This window comes from Blastococcus sp. TML/M2B (genome assembly GCF_016612865.1).
Lineage (GTDB): Bacteria > Actinomycetota > Actinomycetes > Mycobacteriales > Geodermatophilaceae > Blastococcus.
The window spans coordinates 37,938-53,054 of sequence record NZ_JAENZZ010000003.1; the positions used below are offsets into that span (position 1 = coordinate 37,938).

At 75.9% G+C, this 15,117-nt stretch carries 17 protein-coding genes; 6 read left to right on the forward strand and 11 right to left on the reverse strand.

Translation table 11 applies throughout. From position 1 onward, the window contains the following. Positions 1 to 76: 76 nt before the first annotated feature. On the reverse strand, positions 77 to 970 hold the full coding sequence (locus tag JKP75_RS18675; RefSeq protein WP_309230026.1) for a sensor domain-containing diguanylate cyclase: 894 nt from the start codon (positions 968 to 970) through the stop codon (positions 77 to 79). An 81-nt stretch (positions 971 to 1,051) separates the two neighbouring features. Next, positions 1,052 to 2,893: an ABC transporter ATP-binding protein gene (locus JKP75_RS18680; RefSeq protein ID WP_200493394.1), complete on the reverse strand. Its 1,842-nt coding sequence runs from the start codon at positions 2,891 to 2,893 to the stop codon at positions 1,052 to 1,054. A gap of 92 nt (positions 2,894 to 2,985) precedes the next feature. Between JKP75_RS18680 and JKP75_RS18685 the strand changes: the two genes are divergently transcribed. Next, positions 2,986 to 3,393: a MarR family winged helix-turn-helix transcriptional regulator gene (locus JKP75_RS18685; RefSeq protein WP_200489724.1), complete on the forward strand. Its 408-nt coding sequence runs from the start codon at positions 2,986 to 2,988 to the stop codon at positions 3,391 to 3,393. 53 nt (positions 3,394 to 3,446) lie between these two features. On the opposite strand, the gene JKP75_RS18690 is transcribed toward JKP75_RS18685, so the two are convergent. Next, on the reverse strand, positions 3,447 to 4,229 hold the full coding sequence (locus tag JKP75_RS18690) for a helix-turn-helix domain-containing protein (protein WP_200489725.1): 783 nt from the start codon (positions 4,227 to 4,229) through the stop codon (positions 3,447 to 3,449). Between the two features lie 125 nt (positions 4,230 to 4,354). Between JKP75_RS18690 and JKP75_RS18695 the strand changes: the two genes are divergently transcribed. Together JKP75_RS18695 and JKP75_RS23175 are read left to right on the forward strand one after the other, a co-directional pair. Further along, on the forward strand, positions 4,355 to 4,732 hold the full coding sequence (locus JKP75_RS18695) for a nuclear transport factor 2 family protein (RefSeq protein ID WP_242471184.1): 378 nt from the start codon (positions 4,355 to 4,357) through the stop codon (positions 4,730 to 4,732). A gap of 126 nt (positions 4,733 to 4,858) precedes the next feature. Beyond that, complete coding sequence (locus JKP75_RS23175; RefSeq protein ID WP_255522506.1) at positions 4,859 to 4,984, forward strand: hypothetical protein; 126 nt, start codon at positions 4,859 to 4,861, stop codon at positions 4,982 to 4,984. Between the two features lie 98 nt (positions 4,985 to 5,082). Here the strand turns inward: JKP75_RS23175 and JKP75_RS18700 are convergent, their stop codons facing one another. Further along, complete coding sequence (locus JKP75_RS18700) at positions 5,083 to 5,532, reverse strand: DUF1992 domain-containing protein (RefSeq protein WP_200493395.1); 450 nt, start codon at positions 5,530 to 5,532, stop codon at positions 5,083 to 5,085. A gap of 72 nt (positions 5,533 to 5,604) precedes the next feature. Next, complete coding sequence (locus JKP75_RS18705) at positions 5,605 to 6,177, reverse strand: NADPH-dependent FMN reductase (protein WP_200489727.1); 573 nt, start codon at positions 6,175 to 6,177, stop codon at positions 5,605 to 5,607. Between the two features lie 138 nt (positions 6,178 to 6,315). Between JKP75_RS18705 and JKP75_RS18710 the strand changes: the two genes are divergently transcribed. From JKP75_RS18710 to JKP75_RS24185, 3 genes are all read left to right on the forward strand, one after another. Further along, a complete protein-coding gene (locus JKP75_RS18710; RefSeq protein ID WP_200489728.1) occupies positions 6,316 to 7,782 on the forward strand; it encodes a SulP family inorganic anion transporter in 1,467 nt (488 codons plus the stop codon). Positions 7,783 to 7,855: 73 nt separating this feature from the next. Continuing rightward, on the forward strand, positions 7,856 to 8,869 hold the full coding sequence (locus tag JKP75_RS18715) for an ATP-dependent DNA ligase (RefSeq protein ID WP_200489729.1): 1,014 nt from the start codon (positions 7,856 to 7,858) through the stop codon (positions 8,867 to 8,869). Between the two features lie 30 nt (positions 8,870 to 8,899). Beyond that, positions 8,900 to 10,768 carry a sensor domain-containing diguanylate cyclase gene (locus JKP75_RS24185; protein ID WP_200489730.1) on the forward strand — a complete coding sequence of 623 codons (1,869 nt, stop codon included), beginning with the start codon at positions 8,900 to 8,902 and terminating at the stop codon, positions 10,766 to 10,768. A gap of 36 nt (positions 10,769 to 10,804) precedes the next feature. On the opposite strand, the gene JKP75_RS23525 is transcribed toward JKP75_RS24185, so the two are convergent. The 6 genes from JKP75_RS23525 to JKP75_RS18750 all read right to left on the reverse strand — a co-directional run bounded on the left by JKP75_RS23525 (position 10,805) and on the right by JKP75_RS18750 (position 15,040). Further along, on the reverse strand, positions 10,805 to 11,809 hold the full coding sequence (locus JKP75_RS23525) for a sensor histidine kinase (RefSeq protein WP_200489731.1): 1,005 nt from the start codon (positions 11,807 to 11,809) through the stop codon (positions 10,805 to 10,807). Between the two features lie 88 nt (positions 11,810 to 11,897). Beyond that, positions 11,898 to 12,437 (reverse strand): bifunctional 2-polyprenyl-6-hydroxyphenol methylase/3-demethylubiquinol 3-O-methyltransferase UbiG, encoded by a 540-nt coding sequence (locus JKP75_RS18730; RefSeq protein ID WP_200493396.1) that lies wholly within the window; start codon positions 12,435 to 12,437, stop codon positions 11,898 to 11,900. A gap of 82 nt (positions 12,438 to 12,519) precedes the next feature. After that, positions 12,520 to 12,732 (reverse strand): hypothetical protein, encoded by a 213-nt coding sequence (locus JKP75_RS18735; protein WP_375539261.1) that lies wholly within the window; start codon positions 12,730 to 12,732, stop codon positions 12,520 to 12,522. Between the two features lie 45 nt (positions 12,733 to 12,777). Further along, positions 12,778 to 12,930, reverse strand: coding sequence for a hypothetical protein (locus JKP75_RS18740; RefSeq protein WP_200489733.1), 153 nt, complete (start codon positions 12,928 to 12,930; stop codon positions 12,778 to 12,780). 56 nt (positions 12,931 to 12,986) lie between these two features. Beyond that, a complete protein-coding gene (locus JKP75_RS18745; RefSeq protein WP_200489734.1) occupies positions 12,987 to 14,108 on the reverse strand; it encodes a class I SAM-dependent methyltransferase in 1,122 nt (373 codons plus the stop codon). A 5-nt stretch (positions 14,109 to 14,113) separates the two neighbouring features. Further along, the gene (locus tag JKP75_RS18750; RefSeq protein ID WP_200489735.1) at positions 14,114 to 15,040 is read right to left on the reverse strand and encodes a haloalkane dehalogenase; all 927 of its coding nucleotides are present in this window, start codon (positions 15,038 to 15,040) and stop codon (positions 14,114 to 14,116) included. Positions 15,041 to 15,117 lie beyond the last annotated feature (77 nt).

Below are 15,117 nucleotides of genomic sequence, written 5' to 3' on the forward strand. Positions count from 1 at the left end.
CCCGCTCCCGGCCGACCGGGCGCACGGATGCGTCGTTCCCGGGGGCCGGATGACGCATCCCCGCGCCTGGAGGCGGTCAGTCGCGGGGGGTGCGGCGGCGGTGGTGGCTCTTGGCGCCGTACATCGCGCGGTCGGCGCGGGCGATCACCTCGTCGGGCGCCTCTCCCGGCCGGCCCACGGCGATGCCCACGCTCACCCCGACCGATTGCTGGGGCAGCCCGCGGAAGGGGGTCGGCACGGTGACCGCCACGTGCCGGGCCAGCTCGGTGAGGGCGTCCTCGTCGGCGGCGGGCCGGAGCAGCACGAACTCGTCCCCGCCGAAGCGGGCCACGAGGTCACCGGGCGAGGAGAGCTCCACCAGCCGGCCGGCCACCTCGGCGAGCACGCGGTCACCGACCTGGTGGCCGTGCTCGTCGTTGACCTGCTTGAACCGGTCGAGGTCGCAGAACAGCACGCCCACGTCGGGTCCGTCCGGGGTGTCCAGGGCGGCCTGCAGCGCGTCGAACAGCGCGGCCCGGTTCGGGATGCCGGTCAGCAGGTCGGTCTGCGCCCGGTGGTGCAGCCGCTCCTCCCGCTCCCGGTCCACGGTGACGTCGATGCCGATGGTGCCGATCGCGTAGGGGCGGCCGTCGTCGTCGAGGAGCACGGTGTTCCGCATCGCCACCCGCCGGCGCCCGCCCTCGCCGGTGATCCAGTCGGCCTCCTGCGGGTGCGCCTGCCCGGTCGCGATCGCGCGGGCGACGGCGTCCTGCGCGAGCTCCAGGTGCTCCGGGGCGACGTAGACCTCCCAGAAGCGCTGCCCGAGCAGCTGCTCGGGCGTGCGCCCGGTGAACCGCTGCAGCGCCGGGTTGGCGAACAGGATGCGGGTGTCGGCGCCGATGACGCAGACCAGCGCCTCGGTGGCGTCGATGAACGCCGCCACCAGCGCCGGCGCGCCGGCGCTCGCCCGCTCGTGCTCCTGCCCGGTCACCAGGCAATTCTTCCCTGGCGGACGCGCCCCGACACCCGGTTCCGGAACCGGGCACCCGTTCGGGGGCACCGGCCGTCGTCCTCAGCCGGCGAGGACGGCCTCCGCGCGGGCCAGGCCGGCCAGCCGGGCGTACCGCCCGCCGAGCGCCAGGAGCTCCTCGTGCGTGCCCTGCTCGACCACCCGCCCGGCGTCCAGGACGACGATCCGGTCGGCGTCGCGCACGGTCGAGAGGCGGTGGGCGATCGTGATCGTCGTCCGGCCGCGGCTGGCCTCGTCGAGCGCGGCCTGCACGGCCCGCTCGGTCTCGTTGTCCAGCGCGCTCGTGGCCTCGTCGAGCACCAGCACCGCGGGGTCGCGCAGCAGGGTGCGAGCGATGGCCAGGCGCTGCTTCTCCCCACCGGAGAACCGGTGGCCGCGGGCGCCGACGACGGTGTCGTAGCCGTCGGGCAGCGCGGCGATGACGTCGTGCACCTGCGCCCGGCGGGCCGCGGCGACCATCTCGTCGTCCGTGGCGTCCGGCTTGGCGTGCCGCAGGTTCTCCCGCACCGTGCCGTGCAGCAGGTAGGTCTCCTGGGAGACGACGCCGACGATGCGGGCGAGGTCGGCCAGCGCCAGGTCCCGCACGTCGACGCCGTCGACCAGCACGCGGCCGGTCGTCGGGTCGTTCAGCCGGGCGACGAGGGAGGCCAGCGTGCTCTTGCCCGAGCCGGTCTCGCCGACCAGCGCCAGCGAGGAGCCGGCAGGGACCACGAGGTCGACGTCGGCCAGCGCCGGGCGGAGCGCGTCGGGGTAGCGGAACCCGACGTGGTCGAACCGCACCTCGCCGCGGACGGCGGCGGGCTCGACGGCGACCGGCTCGTCGGGGTCGTCGATGTCGACGGGCAGTTCGAGGTACTCGAACACCCGGCTGAACAGCGCCATCGAGGCGGTGAGGGAGACGCCGATGTCGAGCAGCTGCATGAGCGGGCGGAACAGCGCGCCCTGCAGCGTCGTGAACGCGACCAGGGTGCCGATGGTCATGCCGCCCGACGTCGCCGGCAGCCCCGCCGCCAGGTAGATCAGCGCCGGGATGCCGGCGAACACGATGCTCATCGTGGCCATCCGCCAGCGCCCGGCCAGCTGGGAGCGCACCTCGAGGTCGACGAGGAACGCCGAGGTGCCGGCGAAGCGCTGCGACTGGGCCGGGCCCGCGCCCAGCGTCTTGCCGAGCAGCACGCCGCTCACCGACAGCCCCTCCTCGACCTGCGAGTGCAGGTCGGCGAGGTGCCGCTGGCGCTGGGCGGTGATCTCCCGGCGCATGCGGGCGACCCGGCGGGTGAGCCAGACGGCCGGCGGCAGGACGACGAGGGAGAGCAGCGACAGCCGCCAGCTCAGCACCGCCATGGCGACGGCGGTACCGATCACCGTGGTGGCGCTGGAGGCGAACGACGTCGCGGTCGAGGTGACGACGGACTGCATGCCGCCGATGTCGTTCATCAGCCGCGACTGGACCTCGCCGCCCTTGGTACGGGTGAAGAAGCCCAGCGACTGGCGCTGCAGGTGGGTGAAGACCGCCGTCCGCAGACCGTGCATGACCCGCTGGCCGACGGTGGCGGACAGCCAGGTCTGGACGACGCCGAACACCGCCGTGAGCACGGTGACCGCGAGCATCCCGCCGACCGCCCACAGCAGCAGCGGCACGTCCTGCCGGGGGATGGCCTCGTCGATGACCAGCCGGATCAGGAACGGGGTGCCCAGCGCGACCACCGAGGAGGCGACGATCAGCGCCACCACGACGGCGAGCTGGGCGCGGTAGGGCCGGAAGAGCGCGGCCACCCGGCTCCACCGGACCGGCGAGCGCGCCAGCTGGGCGCGGTCGGCCGGGTCGGGCTTGCGGCCTCCGGGGCCGCCTCCGCCGGGGCCGCTCCCGCGGCCGCCGGTCATCATCATCGTCTCGCTGATGGCGACACCTCCTGAACAGTTGCTGAGGTTACCTCATGGTCTGGTAACCGCCGCACCTCCGCTACTGTTCCCCCGTGGCCGAGGACGCGACGGGCGAGCTGCTCCTGCAGGTGGCCCGCGCCCAGCGCCGGCGCTGGCGGGAGGCGCTGGCGCCCTGGGACCTCTCGCCGCACCAGGCCCGCGCGCTGGGCGTCGTCGTCGAGCGGGGCGGCGTCCGGCCCTCCGACCTCGCCGAGGCGCTGCACATCGCCCCCCGCTCGGCGACCGAGGTGGCCGACGGGCTGCAGGAGCGCGGGCTGGTCGAGCGCACCCGCGACCCCGGCGACCGGCGGGCGGTCGTCCTCCGCCCCACCGACGAGGGCCGCCGGATCCGCGCCGAGGTCGCTCGCGCCCGGGCCGCCGACACCGAGGCGCTGCTCTCCCGGCTCACCCCCGACGAGCGCGCCACCCTCACCCGCCTGCTGACCGCGCTGCTCGACTGATCCGCCGCCCCCCGACGTCGCCGTCCAGGGTTCCGGCCCCCGGGTGGTCGCGATCAGCGGCTGAGCGCCGCGGCGGTCGCGTCGTCGGCCGGGAGGAACGCCTCGACGCTGAGCTCGGCGGCGGTGAGGTCGACGGCGGTGCCGAACGTGGTGACCGTGCTGAGGAAGCTGAGCACGGCGCCGTCGTCGCCGGTGCGGAGGCGCAGCGGGACGGCGATGCCGTCGGGCGGGCTGCGGTCCAGGCCGCCGGGGAGGGTCAGCAGCTCGCGGTGCAGCGCGGCCAGCGCGAGGTCACCGGCGAGGTGCGCCTCGCGGCCCAGCCGGTGCAGCACGTGCCGCCGCCACTGCGGCAGGTTGAGGATCCGCGGCGCCAGCCCCTCGGGGTGCAGGCTCAGCCGCAGCACGTTGACCGGCGGCTCCAGCAGGTGCGGCGCGACGCCGTCGAGGAGCGCCGACAGGGCGCCGTTGGCGGCGACCAGGTGCCAGCCGCGGTCGACGGCGAGCGCCGGGAACGGCTCGTAGGCGGCGAGCACGCGGTCCAGCGCCTCGCGGACGACGGCCATGTCGGGATCGCCCAGGTCGCGGCGGCGGTAGGCGGGCGCGAACCCGGCGGCGGCGAGCAGCTCGTTGCGCGCGCCCAGCGGCACCTCGAGCTGCTCGGCCAGGTGCAGCACCATCTCGCGGCTGGGGCGGGCCCGCCCGGTCTCGACGAAGCTGAGGTGCCGGGCCGAGACGCCCGCCTCCACGGCCAGGTCGAGCTGGCTGAGCCGGCGGCGACGGCGCCAGGAGCGCAGCAGCTCGCCGACGGGGACCTCTCCTGCGACGGCGGTGGTCACGGCGCCGACGCTAGCGACGACGGCTGCGCGGTGTCCCTTACCTGGGAGGTAATCGCAGCACCTACCGCGGCGCGGCCACGGTGGTCCCGTTCCTGAACACCACCGCCCCGAGGAGCTGTTCTGCCATGACCGCCATGACCGTCACCACCGCCCACGCCGACCGCTACCTGGCCGCCTGGAACGAGACCGACCCGGCCGCCCGCCGGGCCATCGTCGCCGAGGTGTTCAGCGCCGACGTCCGCTACACCGACCCGCTGGCCGACGTCCGCGGCACCGAGGCCCTCGCCGCGACCATCGGCGCCGTCCAGCAGCAGTTCCCCGGCTTCGTGTTCCGGCTGCTCGGGCCGGTCGACCCCCACCACGACCAGCTGCGCTTCACCTGGGAGCTCGGGCCCGAGGGCGCGGAGGCGCCGGTTGTCGGGTCCGACGTCGCCGTGCTGGACGCCGAGGGCCGGATCAGCGCGGTGCTCGGGTTCCTCGACCGGGTGCCCGCCGCCGCCTGACGCCGTCCTCCCTGCCCGTAGCGCGTCCTCCCTCACCGCCCACCGCGAGGGAGGACGCGCTGGGATCAGGTTCCCTGATCCCAGCGGGCCGAGCGGGATGCCGGGCGGGGCGGCAGGATCGACGGCGTGACCGAGCCGCGTGAGGACGACGAGACCAACAACCTGCACCCGGGCCAGCACGACGAGGGCGGGCACGGGGGCATGGCCACCCGCGAGCACGACGCCAAGAAGGACGACGCCGACCAGGACTGACTGCGCCGGCACGTCCTCCCTCGCCGTAGCGCGTCCTCCCTCACCGCGCACCACGAGGGAGGACGCTCGACGATCAGGTCACCTGATCCCAGCGGGGATCAGCGGCGCCACCAGCGGCGGCGGGCCGGGGGCGGGGGTGGTGCGGCGACGGGCGGGGGCGGCGGCGGGCGGTCGCGGTGCCAGCCCGCGACCAGCGCCTCGACGTCGGCCAGCCCGGGGACGGCGGCCCAGCGGCTCTCCGCGGGCAGCCGCCAGAAGGCCTCGACGCGGGCGTTGTAGTCCTCGGCGACCGCCCGGACCTCCGCCTCGGTGGCCAGGCCGGCCACCCGCGCGGGCAGGTCGTCGCGCTCGCGCCGCAGCCGGAGCCCGGCCGGCAGCATCGCGCCGGTGTCCACGCCCTCGCGGCGGGCCTTGGCCAGGGCCCAGTCGTAGGCGGTCTCCTCGCGGTCGAGGTTCTGCAGCGGCCGGCCGGCGCCCGGCAGCCCGGTGAAGTCGCCGCGCTCCTGCGCCTGGGCGATCTGCCGGTCCACCCACGTCTCGAACGACATCCCCGGCGGCTTGCGCTCGGGTCACGCCGACCATCGTCCCCGCGGCCGGGCCGGTCCCGCCACCGCCGGCGGTCAGGCGGTGCGCAGTGCCCGGAGCCCGGCCGTCACCCGCAGCAGCTCGTCCAGCATCGCCTTGCCACCGGCCTCCAGCTCGACGTTGGGCACGAAGACGTCCTCCTCGTCGATGAAGCGCGCGAAGAACGGCACCGAGACCGCCTCGACGACCGGCACCATCCGCAGCGCGCCCAGCACCGGCTTGAGCGCGGCCGAGGCCCGGAGCCCGGCCGAGGCGCCGCCGTAGGTGACCAGCCCCGCGGCCTTGTCGGCCCACTCGGCGGACAGGAAGTCGAGAGCGTTCTTGAGCGCTCCGGGGAAGGAGTGGTTGTACTCGGGCGTGACGAACGCGAACGCGTCCGCGCGGTCCACCGTCTCGCTCCAGGCGCGGGTGTGCGGCTGCTCGTAGCGGCGCAGGCGCGGGTGGTGCGGCTCGTCGAACAACGGGAGCCCGACCTCGGCGAGGTCGACGAGCTCGACGTCGAAGCCGCCGTGCTCCGCGGCCAGCTGCTCGATCCAGCGGGCGACGGCGATGCCGCGCCGGCCGGGACGGGTGCTGGCGGCGACGACCTGCAGGACGGGACGGCTCACGGGTGCTCCTCGCGGGGGACGGCGGTGACTCCGGGGGGAACGGCCGGGCGGCCAGACGGCTTCCCGGACCGTGCGTGACCCGTGACGCACCGTGCGCCCCGGCCGGGAGGCCCCTCCGGCGGGCAGGATGGGCGCACCATGCCGCTGCCCGCCCTCCGCGCCACCCGACCCGCCTGGCTCACCCCGCGGGTGGCCCGCACCGAGATCCTGGCCGGGCTGGTGGTCGCCCTCGCGCTCATCCCCGAGGTCATCAGCTTCTCCGTCCTGGCCGGGGTCGATCCCCGCGTCGGGCTGTTCGCCTCGTTCACGACGGCGGTCGTCATCGCGTTCACCGGCGGCCGGCCTGCGATGATCAGCGCGGCGGCCGGGGCGATCGCCCTGGTCATCGCCCCGCTGGTCGCCTCGCACGGGGTGGAGCACCTCATCGCGGCGGTCATCCTCGGCGGCGTCGTCCAGATCCTGCTGGGCCTGGCCGGCTTCGCCCGGCTCATGCGGTTCATCCCGCGCAGCGTGATGGTGGGGTTCGTCAACTCGCTGGCGATCCTGATCCTCAGCGCCCAGCTGACCCACCTGGTCGACGTGCCGTGGCTGGTCTACCCGATGGTCGCCGCCGGGCTGGCGATCATCTACCTGTTCCCCCGGCTGACCACCGCCGTCCCGGCTCCCCTGGTGGCGATCGTCGCCCTGACCGGCCTCGCCGTCGCCGCCGGGCTGGACCTGCCCGGCGTCGGGGACGAGGGCCGGCTGCCCGACGGCCTGCCGTCTCTCGTCCTCCCTGACGTCCCGCTGACCTGGGAGACGCTGCGGATCATCACCCCTTACGCCTTGGCGATCGCGTTCGTGGGGCTGATGGAGTGGCTGATGACGGCGAAGCTCGTCGACGACATCACCGACAGCCACTCCGACAAGACCCGGGAGACGTGGGGCCAGGGCGTGGCCAACGTGGTCACCGGCTTCTTCGGCGGCATGGGTGGCTGCGCCATGATCGGCCAGACGATGATCAACGTGAAGACGGCGGGCGCCCGGACCCGGCTGTCGACGTTCCTCGCGGGCGTCTTCCTGCTCGTCCTCGTCGTCGCCCTGGGCGACGTCGTCGCGGCCATCCCGATGGCGGCGCTGGTCGCGGTGATGATCTTCGTGTCGCTCACCACCTTCGACTGGCACAGCCTGCGGACGCTGCCCCGGATGCCGCGCAGCGAGACCGCGGTCATGGTCTCGACCGTGGCCGTCGTCGTCGCCACCTCGAACCTGGCCGTCGGCGTCGGCGTCGGCGTCCTCGTCGCCTGCGTGCTCTTCGCCCGACGGGTGGCCCACCTGGTCGAGGTCACCGCCACCACCGACGGGCGCGGCCGGCGGGTCTACGCCGTGCGCGGGGCGCTGTTCTTCGCCTCGAGCAACGACCTCGTCTACCAGTTCGACTACGCCGGCGACCCGGCCGAGGTCGTCGTCGACCTCTCCGGGGCGCAGGTGTGGGACGCCTCGACGGTCGCCGCGCTGGACGCCGTCACGCACAGGTACGCCACCCGGGGCAAGCAGGTGCAGATCGTCGGCCTCGACGAGCAGTCCGCCGTCCGCTTCGCGCGGCACACCGGCCGGCTGGGCTGAACCCCGCGCCCGATCGGGTGTGACCTCGCCCGGAGGGGATGCGCGCGGAAGGGCCGGAGGCCAGGCTGGTCCGGTGCCGCAGACCGCCCCCGGCCTCCCGGGCCTCCCGCCCGGGCTGACCGGGCCGGTGGGCGTGCAGCTGGCCAAGCCGGTGCGGGCGATCCCGCCGGTCAACGCGCTGCCCGGCGGCTGCCGGTACGAGCCCAAGTGGGACGGCTACCGGCTCGTGGTCGTGCGGACCGGGAGCGGCACGCGGCTGTGGTCCAAGCAGGGCCGCGACCTCACCGACCGGTTCCCCGACGTCGCGGCCGCCGCGCTCGCCCAGGTGCCGGCCGGCACGGTGCTCGACGGCGAGGTCGTCATCTGGCACGCCGACCGGCTGGACTTCGGCCTGCTCCAGCAGCGCATGGTGACCTCGGCCGGCCGGCTCGCCGCGCAGGTCGCCGCGCACCCGGCCTCCTACGTCGCCTTCGACGTACTCGCCCTGGGCGGCACCGACCTGCGCGAGCAGACCCTGGGCCGCCGGCGGGCCGAGCTGGAGACGCTGTCCGCGCGCTGGGCGCCGCCGATGCAGCTCTCCCCCAGCACCGCCGACCCGGTGCTGGCCCGCGAGTGGTTCGACGACTTCCGCGCCGCCGGCGTCGAGGGCCTGGTCGCGAAGGGAGCCGGCACGCGGTACGCCCCCGGCCGCCGGGAGTGGCTCAAGGTCAAGAGCTGGGAGAGCACCGAGGTGGTGGCCGGTGGCGTCATCGGCCCGCTGGACCGGCCGAGCCAGCTGGTCGCCGGCCGCTACCGGGACGGCGAGCTCGTGGTCGTCGGCCGGACCGTGCCGCTGGACCCCCGGCAGAGCGCAGAGCTCGCCGCCGTCCTCCGGCCCGCGGACGACGACCACCCGTGGCCCGACCGCGTCGGCACCGGCCGCTTCGGCGGAGGCCGGCTGTCGGTGCCGCTGACCCGCGTGCGCCCCGACGTCGTCGTCGAGGTGAGCGCCGACGCCGCCCTGCAGGCAGGGGTCTTCCGGCACCCGTTGCGGTACCTCCGCGTCCGCGCCGACCTCCGGGTCGAGGACCTGCCGCCGCTGGCCTGAGCCGCCCGGCGGCCCTCCTCCCCCTCGCGGGTGAAGCCGCACAAGATCATCTACCGGCGGGTCGATGGGATCGGCGTGAGGAACTCCGCCGACCCCGTCGCGCGCTCCGCCTGGCGGCACGCCGGTCTTGTCGCGATCGCCGTGGTCGTCATGATGGTCGTCGACCCCCGGGGGGCCTGGCGGGCGGCCGCCGAGGCCGCGTTCTTCGCCGTCGGCCTGACCGCCGTCCCGGTGGCCCTGCGCGTGCACCGCACCGGGGCCGTCGCCGCCTGGCTCGGCCTGGCCAGCTGCATGCTGCTCTTCGGGGTCAGCAGCCTCGTCGACATCCCCGTGTTCCTCGGCGGCCCCCCGTTCCTGGGCGTGATCGAGGTGTCCCTCGACGTCATCGCGTACGGCTGCCTGCTGGTGGCCGCGGTGGCCCAGCTCGTCGCCGGCCGGCCGTGGCGCCGCCTGGAGACCTGGGCGGACGCCCTCGGCCTGCTGCTCGGCGGGGCGCTCGGCGTGCTGGCGTTCGCCGGGACGACCGGGATCGACGGCGTCGGCGCCGGCCTCCCGCTGCTCACCGCCGTCGTCCTGCTGGTCGGCGTGCCGCTGGCCTTCTCGGGCTCCAGCCGCTCGACCAGCGCCCGGGCGCTGCTCACCGGCGGGCTGTGCATCGTCGTCGGGTTCGCCGTGCAGCTGGGCACCGGCGTCCCGGACGAGGCCACCGTCTTCGACGACGTGACCCTGTTCGCCATCGCCACGATCGTGCTGGCCGGCCGGCACCCGTCGGTCGCCCGGCTGGGCCAGCGGGCCGAGGTGGATGACGTCGTCACCACCGGCCGGGTCGTCAGCCTCGGCGCGACCCTGCTGGTCAGCCCGGCCCTGCTGCTCATGCTGGGCATCCACCACGGCGGGCAGGCCTACCTGCTCAGCGTGGGGAGCGCGGCGCTCACCGGGCTGGCGCTCTGGCGGGTCGCCGGGCTCACCCGGGAGCGCGAGCTCACCCGGGCCGCGCTCGCCGAGAGCGAGGCCCGCCTGCAGCTGCTGCTGGAGAACTCGGCCGACGTGATCGCGATCGTCGACGCCACCGGCGTGGTCACCTACATGAGCCCCGCCGTCCAGACGCTGCTCGGCCGGCCGCCGGCGCACTACGTGGGCCGCACCGCCGTCGAGCTGGCGCACCCCCGCGACCGGGCGCGGCTGCGCGACGCGGTGGCCACCGCCGGCCGGGCCGGATCCCCCGGCGCCGGCGCCGTGGACGCCGACCTGCGCCTGGAGCACAGCGCCGGCGGCACCCGCTGGGTGGAGATGCGGCTCAGCGGCCGGGTGGACGCCGTGAACATCAGCGGCTGGGTGGTGAACCTCCGCGAGGTGACCGACCGGAAGCTGTTCGAGGAGGAGCTCCGGCGCCAGGCGCAGACCGACCCGCTGACCGGGGTGCTCAACCGGGGGGCGTTCTCCGAGCGGCTGGCCGCCGCCACCGCCGCCATCGACCCGGCCGCGCCGCCGGCGGTGCTCTTCGTCGACCTCGACGACTTCAAGGCCGTGAACGACACCCTGGGTCACGCGGCCGGCGACGACCTGCTGCTCACCGTCGCCGCCCGGCTGGCCGGCGACGTGCGCGCCGAGGACGTCGTCGCCCGGCTGGGCGGGGACGAGTTCGCCGTGCTGCTGGTGGACGCCGACGACGCGCGCCTGGCCGAGGTGGCGCAGCGGCTGCTGGACTCGCTGCGCGCGCCCATGGCGCTGGGCGGCACCACGCTGACGGTCACCGCGAGCATCGGCGGCGCGCTCGGCAGGCCCGGCGACACCCCGGATCGGTTGCTGCACCGGGCCGACACCGCCATGTACGACGCGAAGCGCGCGGGCAAGGACTCCGCGGCGCTGCTCGGCGGCGAGGCGGCCCAGCCGGTCTGAGCCGGCCGGGCGCGTGCGGGATCAGCGCACGCGGGCTCAGCGCAAGCGGGAGGCCAGCCGCACCGTCAGGCCGGTCGGGCCGGGCAGCAGGTCGACGTGGTCGAAGAGCTTGCGGGCCAGCCACAGGCCCATGCCCCCGCGGCCGAGGTCCGGCCCGTGCGCGGGCCGGAAACCCGCGAGCAGGTCGGCGAAACCGGAGCCGTGGTCGGTGATCGTGACCACGAGGTCGCGGTCGTCGGCCCACACCCGGGCCGACACCGGGGGCCGGCCGTGCCGGAACGCGTTCGCCGCGATCTCGGCGGCGGCCAGCAGCGCGTCCTCCCGCTGGTCCCGGTCGCGCACCACCCGCGCGAGGACCGCGCCGATGTCGTGCCGCAGGCCGGCCAGGGTGGGGGCGTCCTCGATGACGAGGACCGGCGGCACGTCCTCGACCGGCTCCCTCGGGAGCGGTAGCGCCGGCACGTACTCGGCGGGGTCCTGGAACCGCGGGTTGGCCACCCACGCAGCGCCGTCGACGAGCAGCGGGTGGGTGGCGGCGGCGCTCTCCACGACGGCCGCCGGCAGGTACCGGCGGTCGTACAGGCAGAGCGACGCGAGCGGGGCGTCGGACCCCAGGACCCGGTTGGCGACGGACTCGAAGCGCTGCCCCTCGCGCCAGCCGGCCGGGTCGTCCCCGAAGTCGATCCCCGACAGCACCCGGAGCCGCCCGCTGCGGCTCGCGCTCGCGCGCTCCAGGTAGCTGATGCCGGTGCTGAACGCATCAGGGGCGCGGTTGCCCAGCAGCGTCAGCCGCGGGTCGTTCTCGACGTCCCGCAGCCGCTCGTCCAGTGCGCCGGCCACCACCTCGGCCATCTCCGGGCGGCAGCTCAGCACGACCAGGTCGCCCGCGCGCAGGCCGTTCTCCAGATAGGGGACGGCGACGGCGAGCAGGTCCGCGTCGGACCCGACGACGGCCGCCGCGTGCGTCACGGTCGTCGACGGCGGCGTGCGGGGGCCGGGCACCACGGGGTGCCGCGTCACCTCGCCCGCAGTGGAATCCACCGACCCTCACCCTGTCCGGGGCCGGATGTCGCCGGCCGCATCCGCCCAGTCTCGGCCATGCCCGCCGCCCGTGCGGACCCGGGGCACCCTAACCGCTCCGGCGCCCGCGCGCCGGGTGGTCGGACGACGGGGGGCAGCAGGTCAGCCCGGCACCAGCCGGTAGAACCGGAAGAAGTCGTGCTCGACGGGCAGCACCTCCACGTCGGCGAACCCGGTCTGCCGGGCGTAGCCGCGCGGGGTGGCCCGGCCGCACCACGGTGGAGGTCTCAGCGACCCGCTCGTCGACCACCAGCACCGTCCCGTCCGGCCGCACCATGGTCCGCATCGCGGCGAGCACCGCGACCGGGTCGGCCAGGTCGTGCACGCACTCGAACGCCGTCACCAGGTCGTAGCTGCCGTCGCCGGTGCGCTCGCCCGCATCGGCGAGGGAGAAGGTGACGCGGTCGGCCACCCCGGCGGCGAGGGCGTTGCGCTGCGCCTGCTCCAGGGAGGGTGCGTCGACGTCGAAGCCGTCGACCCGCACCGCCGGACAGCCCCCTGCGATCCCGATCGAGGACCAGCCCAGCCCGCACCCGACGTCGGCGACCCGGCCGCCTCCGCGCAGCACGGCGTCGACCTCCGGCAGCACTTCGGCGACCAGGGGCCCGACGAAGAACGGCCGGTTCGCCGCCGCCTGGCCCTCGCGCGCCTCCGGGCCCTCTGGGCCCAGCTCAGCCCACCGCCGGTGCGGTAGACCTCGGCCAGGGCCGCGGCAGGTTGCGGGTGAAGGCCATGGCCAGCCTGGCCAGCGGCGCGGCGTACCCGGGGTCGTCGTCGTCCACCAGGACCGCGCGGTGCTCCTCCGGCAGCGCGTAGCAGCGGTCGTCCGGCGGCGCCGCGACGTGGTCCACCATCAGGTAGCCGGCGACGGCCTGCTGCTCCAGCCACTCGCGCGCGTAGCGCGGATCGGTGCCGGTGCGGGCGGCGAGCTACGCGGCGGTCGCCGGGTCGTCGGCGAGCGCGCCGTACCAGCCCAGCCGGCAGCCGAGGTCGACCGCGGCCGCCTCGAACGCACCGATCACCGCCGCGAGCAGCCGGTCGCCCAGCGCGGAGGGCGCGCTCAGCTCCGCCATGTCCGTCATGCCCCCACACCGTGCCTCGGGCACCCGCCGCCGACAAGGGGTCCGGCGGCGTGGGGTCAGCGCCGGGTGGACACCGTGACGGTGAACTTCGGCGTCTGCTCGGCGACCCGGGTGGGGCCGACGACGCGGGTCAGCGCCGGCTTGTAGCGCAGCGCGCTGTTGTAGACAGTCCACAGCTCCCCGCCCGGCCGCAGCACCCGCGCCGCGGCGGCGAACAGCCGGTCCGCGGCGGTCGTGACGACGGCCGCGCCCACGTGGAACGGCGGGTTGCAGACGATGAGGTCGACGCTGCCGGCGGGCACGGTCTCGGCCGCGTCGTCGCGGACCACCCGGATGCGGTCGCCGAGGCCGTTGGCGGCGGCGGTGGCACGGGCGGAGGCGACCGCGGCGGCGGACTGGTCGGCGGCGAGCACCCGCAGCGCGGGCCGGGCGGTGGCGAGCGCGGCGGCGAGCACCCCGGTGCCGCAGCCCAGGTCGAGGGCGACGTCGGCGCCGGGCGCCATGGCGTCGAGCCGGCCCAGCAGCGCCCGCGTGCCGATGTCCACGCGCGTCCCGGCGAAGGCGGCGCCGTGCGCGCACACGGTGAGCCCCAGGTCGGGGTGCTCCTGGCGGCGGGGGAAGGACGCCGTCCCGGGGCGCGGGCCGCGGGCGACGAGCACCCGCGACTTCTGCCGGGCGAGCGTCGCGGAGACCTCGGTGAACGAGTCGCCGAGGACGTCGTTCATCGCGCGGGTCATGTGCTTGACCCGGCCGCCGACGAGCACCGTCACGTCGGGGGCGGCGACGTCGGCGATCCGCTCGGCGATCTCGCGCAGCGCGTCCAGCGCCTTCGGGGCCTGCACCAGCACCACGCGGGCGCCGGCGGCGACCTCCTCGAGCGGCAGCGAGCGGTAGGTGCCGGCCAGGCCGGTGCGCTCGGCGTTGCGGGCCAGCGCCCGCTCCCCCACGAGCAGGTCCTGCGCCACCCGGACGTCGCGGGCGCCGTGCAGCGCCACCGCGCCGAGGGTGAGCGCCCCGTAGGCGTCGTCGACGACGGCGACCTCGCCCGGCCCGCAGAGCGCGAGCGCGGCCGCGCCCTCGTCCAGCAGCAGCCGGTCGGTCGCGTCGACGGCGACCAGCTCCGGCGCCTCGACGTCGGGCGCCCGCCGCAGCGCGGCGAACAGCTCGGGGGCGGACATGGCCACTACTGCCCCTCGGGGAGCGGGGTGGCGGCGATCAGGTCGGCGACGACGCGGGCGAGCTCCGGCCCGACGTCCTCCTGCAGGAAGTGGCCGCCACCGACCAGGGTCGGGTGGGTCCGCCCCTGGGCGCCCGGGACCAGCTTCTGGAACACCCGCTCGCCGCCGCGGGTGATCGCGTCGCCGTCGGAGAAGGCGGTGAGGAAGGGCTTGTCCCAGCGGGAGAGCACCTCCCACGCCGCGCGGTTGTCGGCGGCGGCCGGGTCGTCGGCGTCGGCCGGGACGAGGGCCGGCAGCACCCGCGGGCCGGCGGTGTACCGCTCGTCGGGGAAGGGCGCGTCGTAGGCGGCGACCACGTCGGCCGGCAGGTCGCTGGTGCAGCCGTTGCTCACCACCCGGCCGACCTGGAACTGCGGCGACTCCTGCGAGAACCGGCGCCACGCGAGGAACGCCTCGGTGACCGGGCGGTCGCCGGTGGGCAGCCCACCGTTGGCGATCACCACACGGGCGAAGCGCTCCGGGTTCTCGGCCACCAGCCGGAGGCCGATGAGCGCGCCCCAGTCCTGCCCGACGAACGTCACGTCGCGCAGGTCCAGCTCGTCGAGCAGCGCCTGCCGCATCCACGCCACGTGCCGGGCGTAGGTGTGGTCGGTGCGCTGCGCCGGCTTGTCCGAGCGGCCGAAGCCGACCAGGTCGGGGGCGACGACGCGCAGCCCGGCGTCGACCAGCACCGGGATCATCCGCCGGTACAGGAAGGACCACGACGGCTCCCCGTGCAGCAGGAGGACGGTCTCGCCGTCCGCCGGCCCCTCGTCGACGACGGCGACCCGCAGCCGGCCGCCCTCGCCGTCGTCGACCTCGACGTAGCGGGGCGCGTAAGGGAACTCCGGGAGGTCGGTGAACCGCTCCTCGGGCGTGCGCAGCGTCTCCATGCATCTCACCCTGCCAGGCGCCCCGGCTCGCGCGGGGTCCCGCTCGAGCGGTCGCCCCCCGCGCGAGGCCGCGGGGC

Bases quoted from the DNA above. Each gene is read 5' to 3' on its own strand.
- JKP75_RS18680 (WP_200493394.1), bottom strand. From the start codon at position 2,893: ATGACCGGCGGCCGCGGGAGCGGCCCCGGCGGAGGCGGCCCCGGAGGC.
- JKP75_RS18695 (WP_242471184.1), top strand. From the start codon at position 4,355: ATGACCGCCATGACCGTCACCACCGCCCACGCCGACCGCTACCTGGCC.
- JKP75_RS18700 (WP_200493395.1), bottom strand. From the start codon at position 5,532: ATGTCGTTCGAGACGTGGGTGGACCGGCAGATCGCCCAGGCGCAGGAG.
- JKP75_RS18710 (WP_200489728.1), top strand. From the start codon at position 6,316: ATGCCGCTGCCCGCCCTCCGCGCCACCCGACCCGCCTGGCTCACCCCG.
- JKP75_RS18740 (WP_200489733.1), bottom strand. From the start codon at position 12,930: ATGACGGACATGGCGGAGCTGAGCGCGCCCTCCGCGCTGGGCGACCGG.
- JKP75_RS18745 (WP_200489734.1), bottom strand. From the start codon at position 14,108: ATGTCCGCCCCCGAGCTGTTCGCCGCGCTGCGGCGGGCGCCCGACGTC.
- JKP75_RS18750 (WP_200489735.1), bottom strand. From the start codon at position 15,040: ATGGAGACGCTGCGCACGCCCGAGGAGCGGTTCACCGACCTCCCGGAG.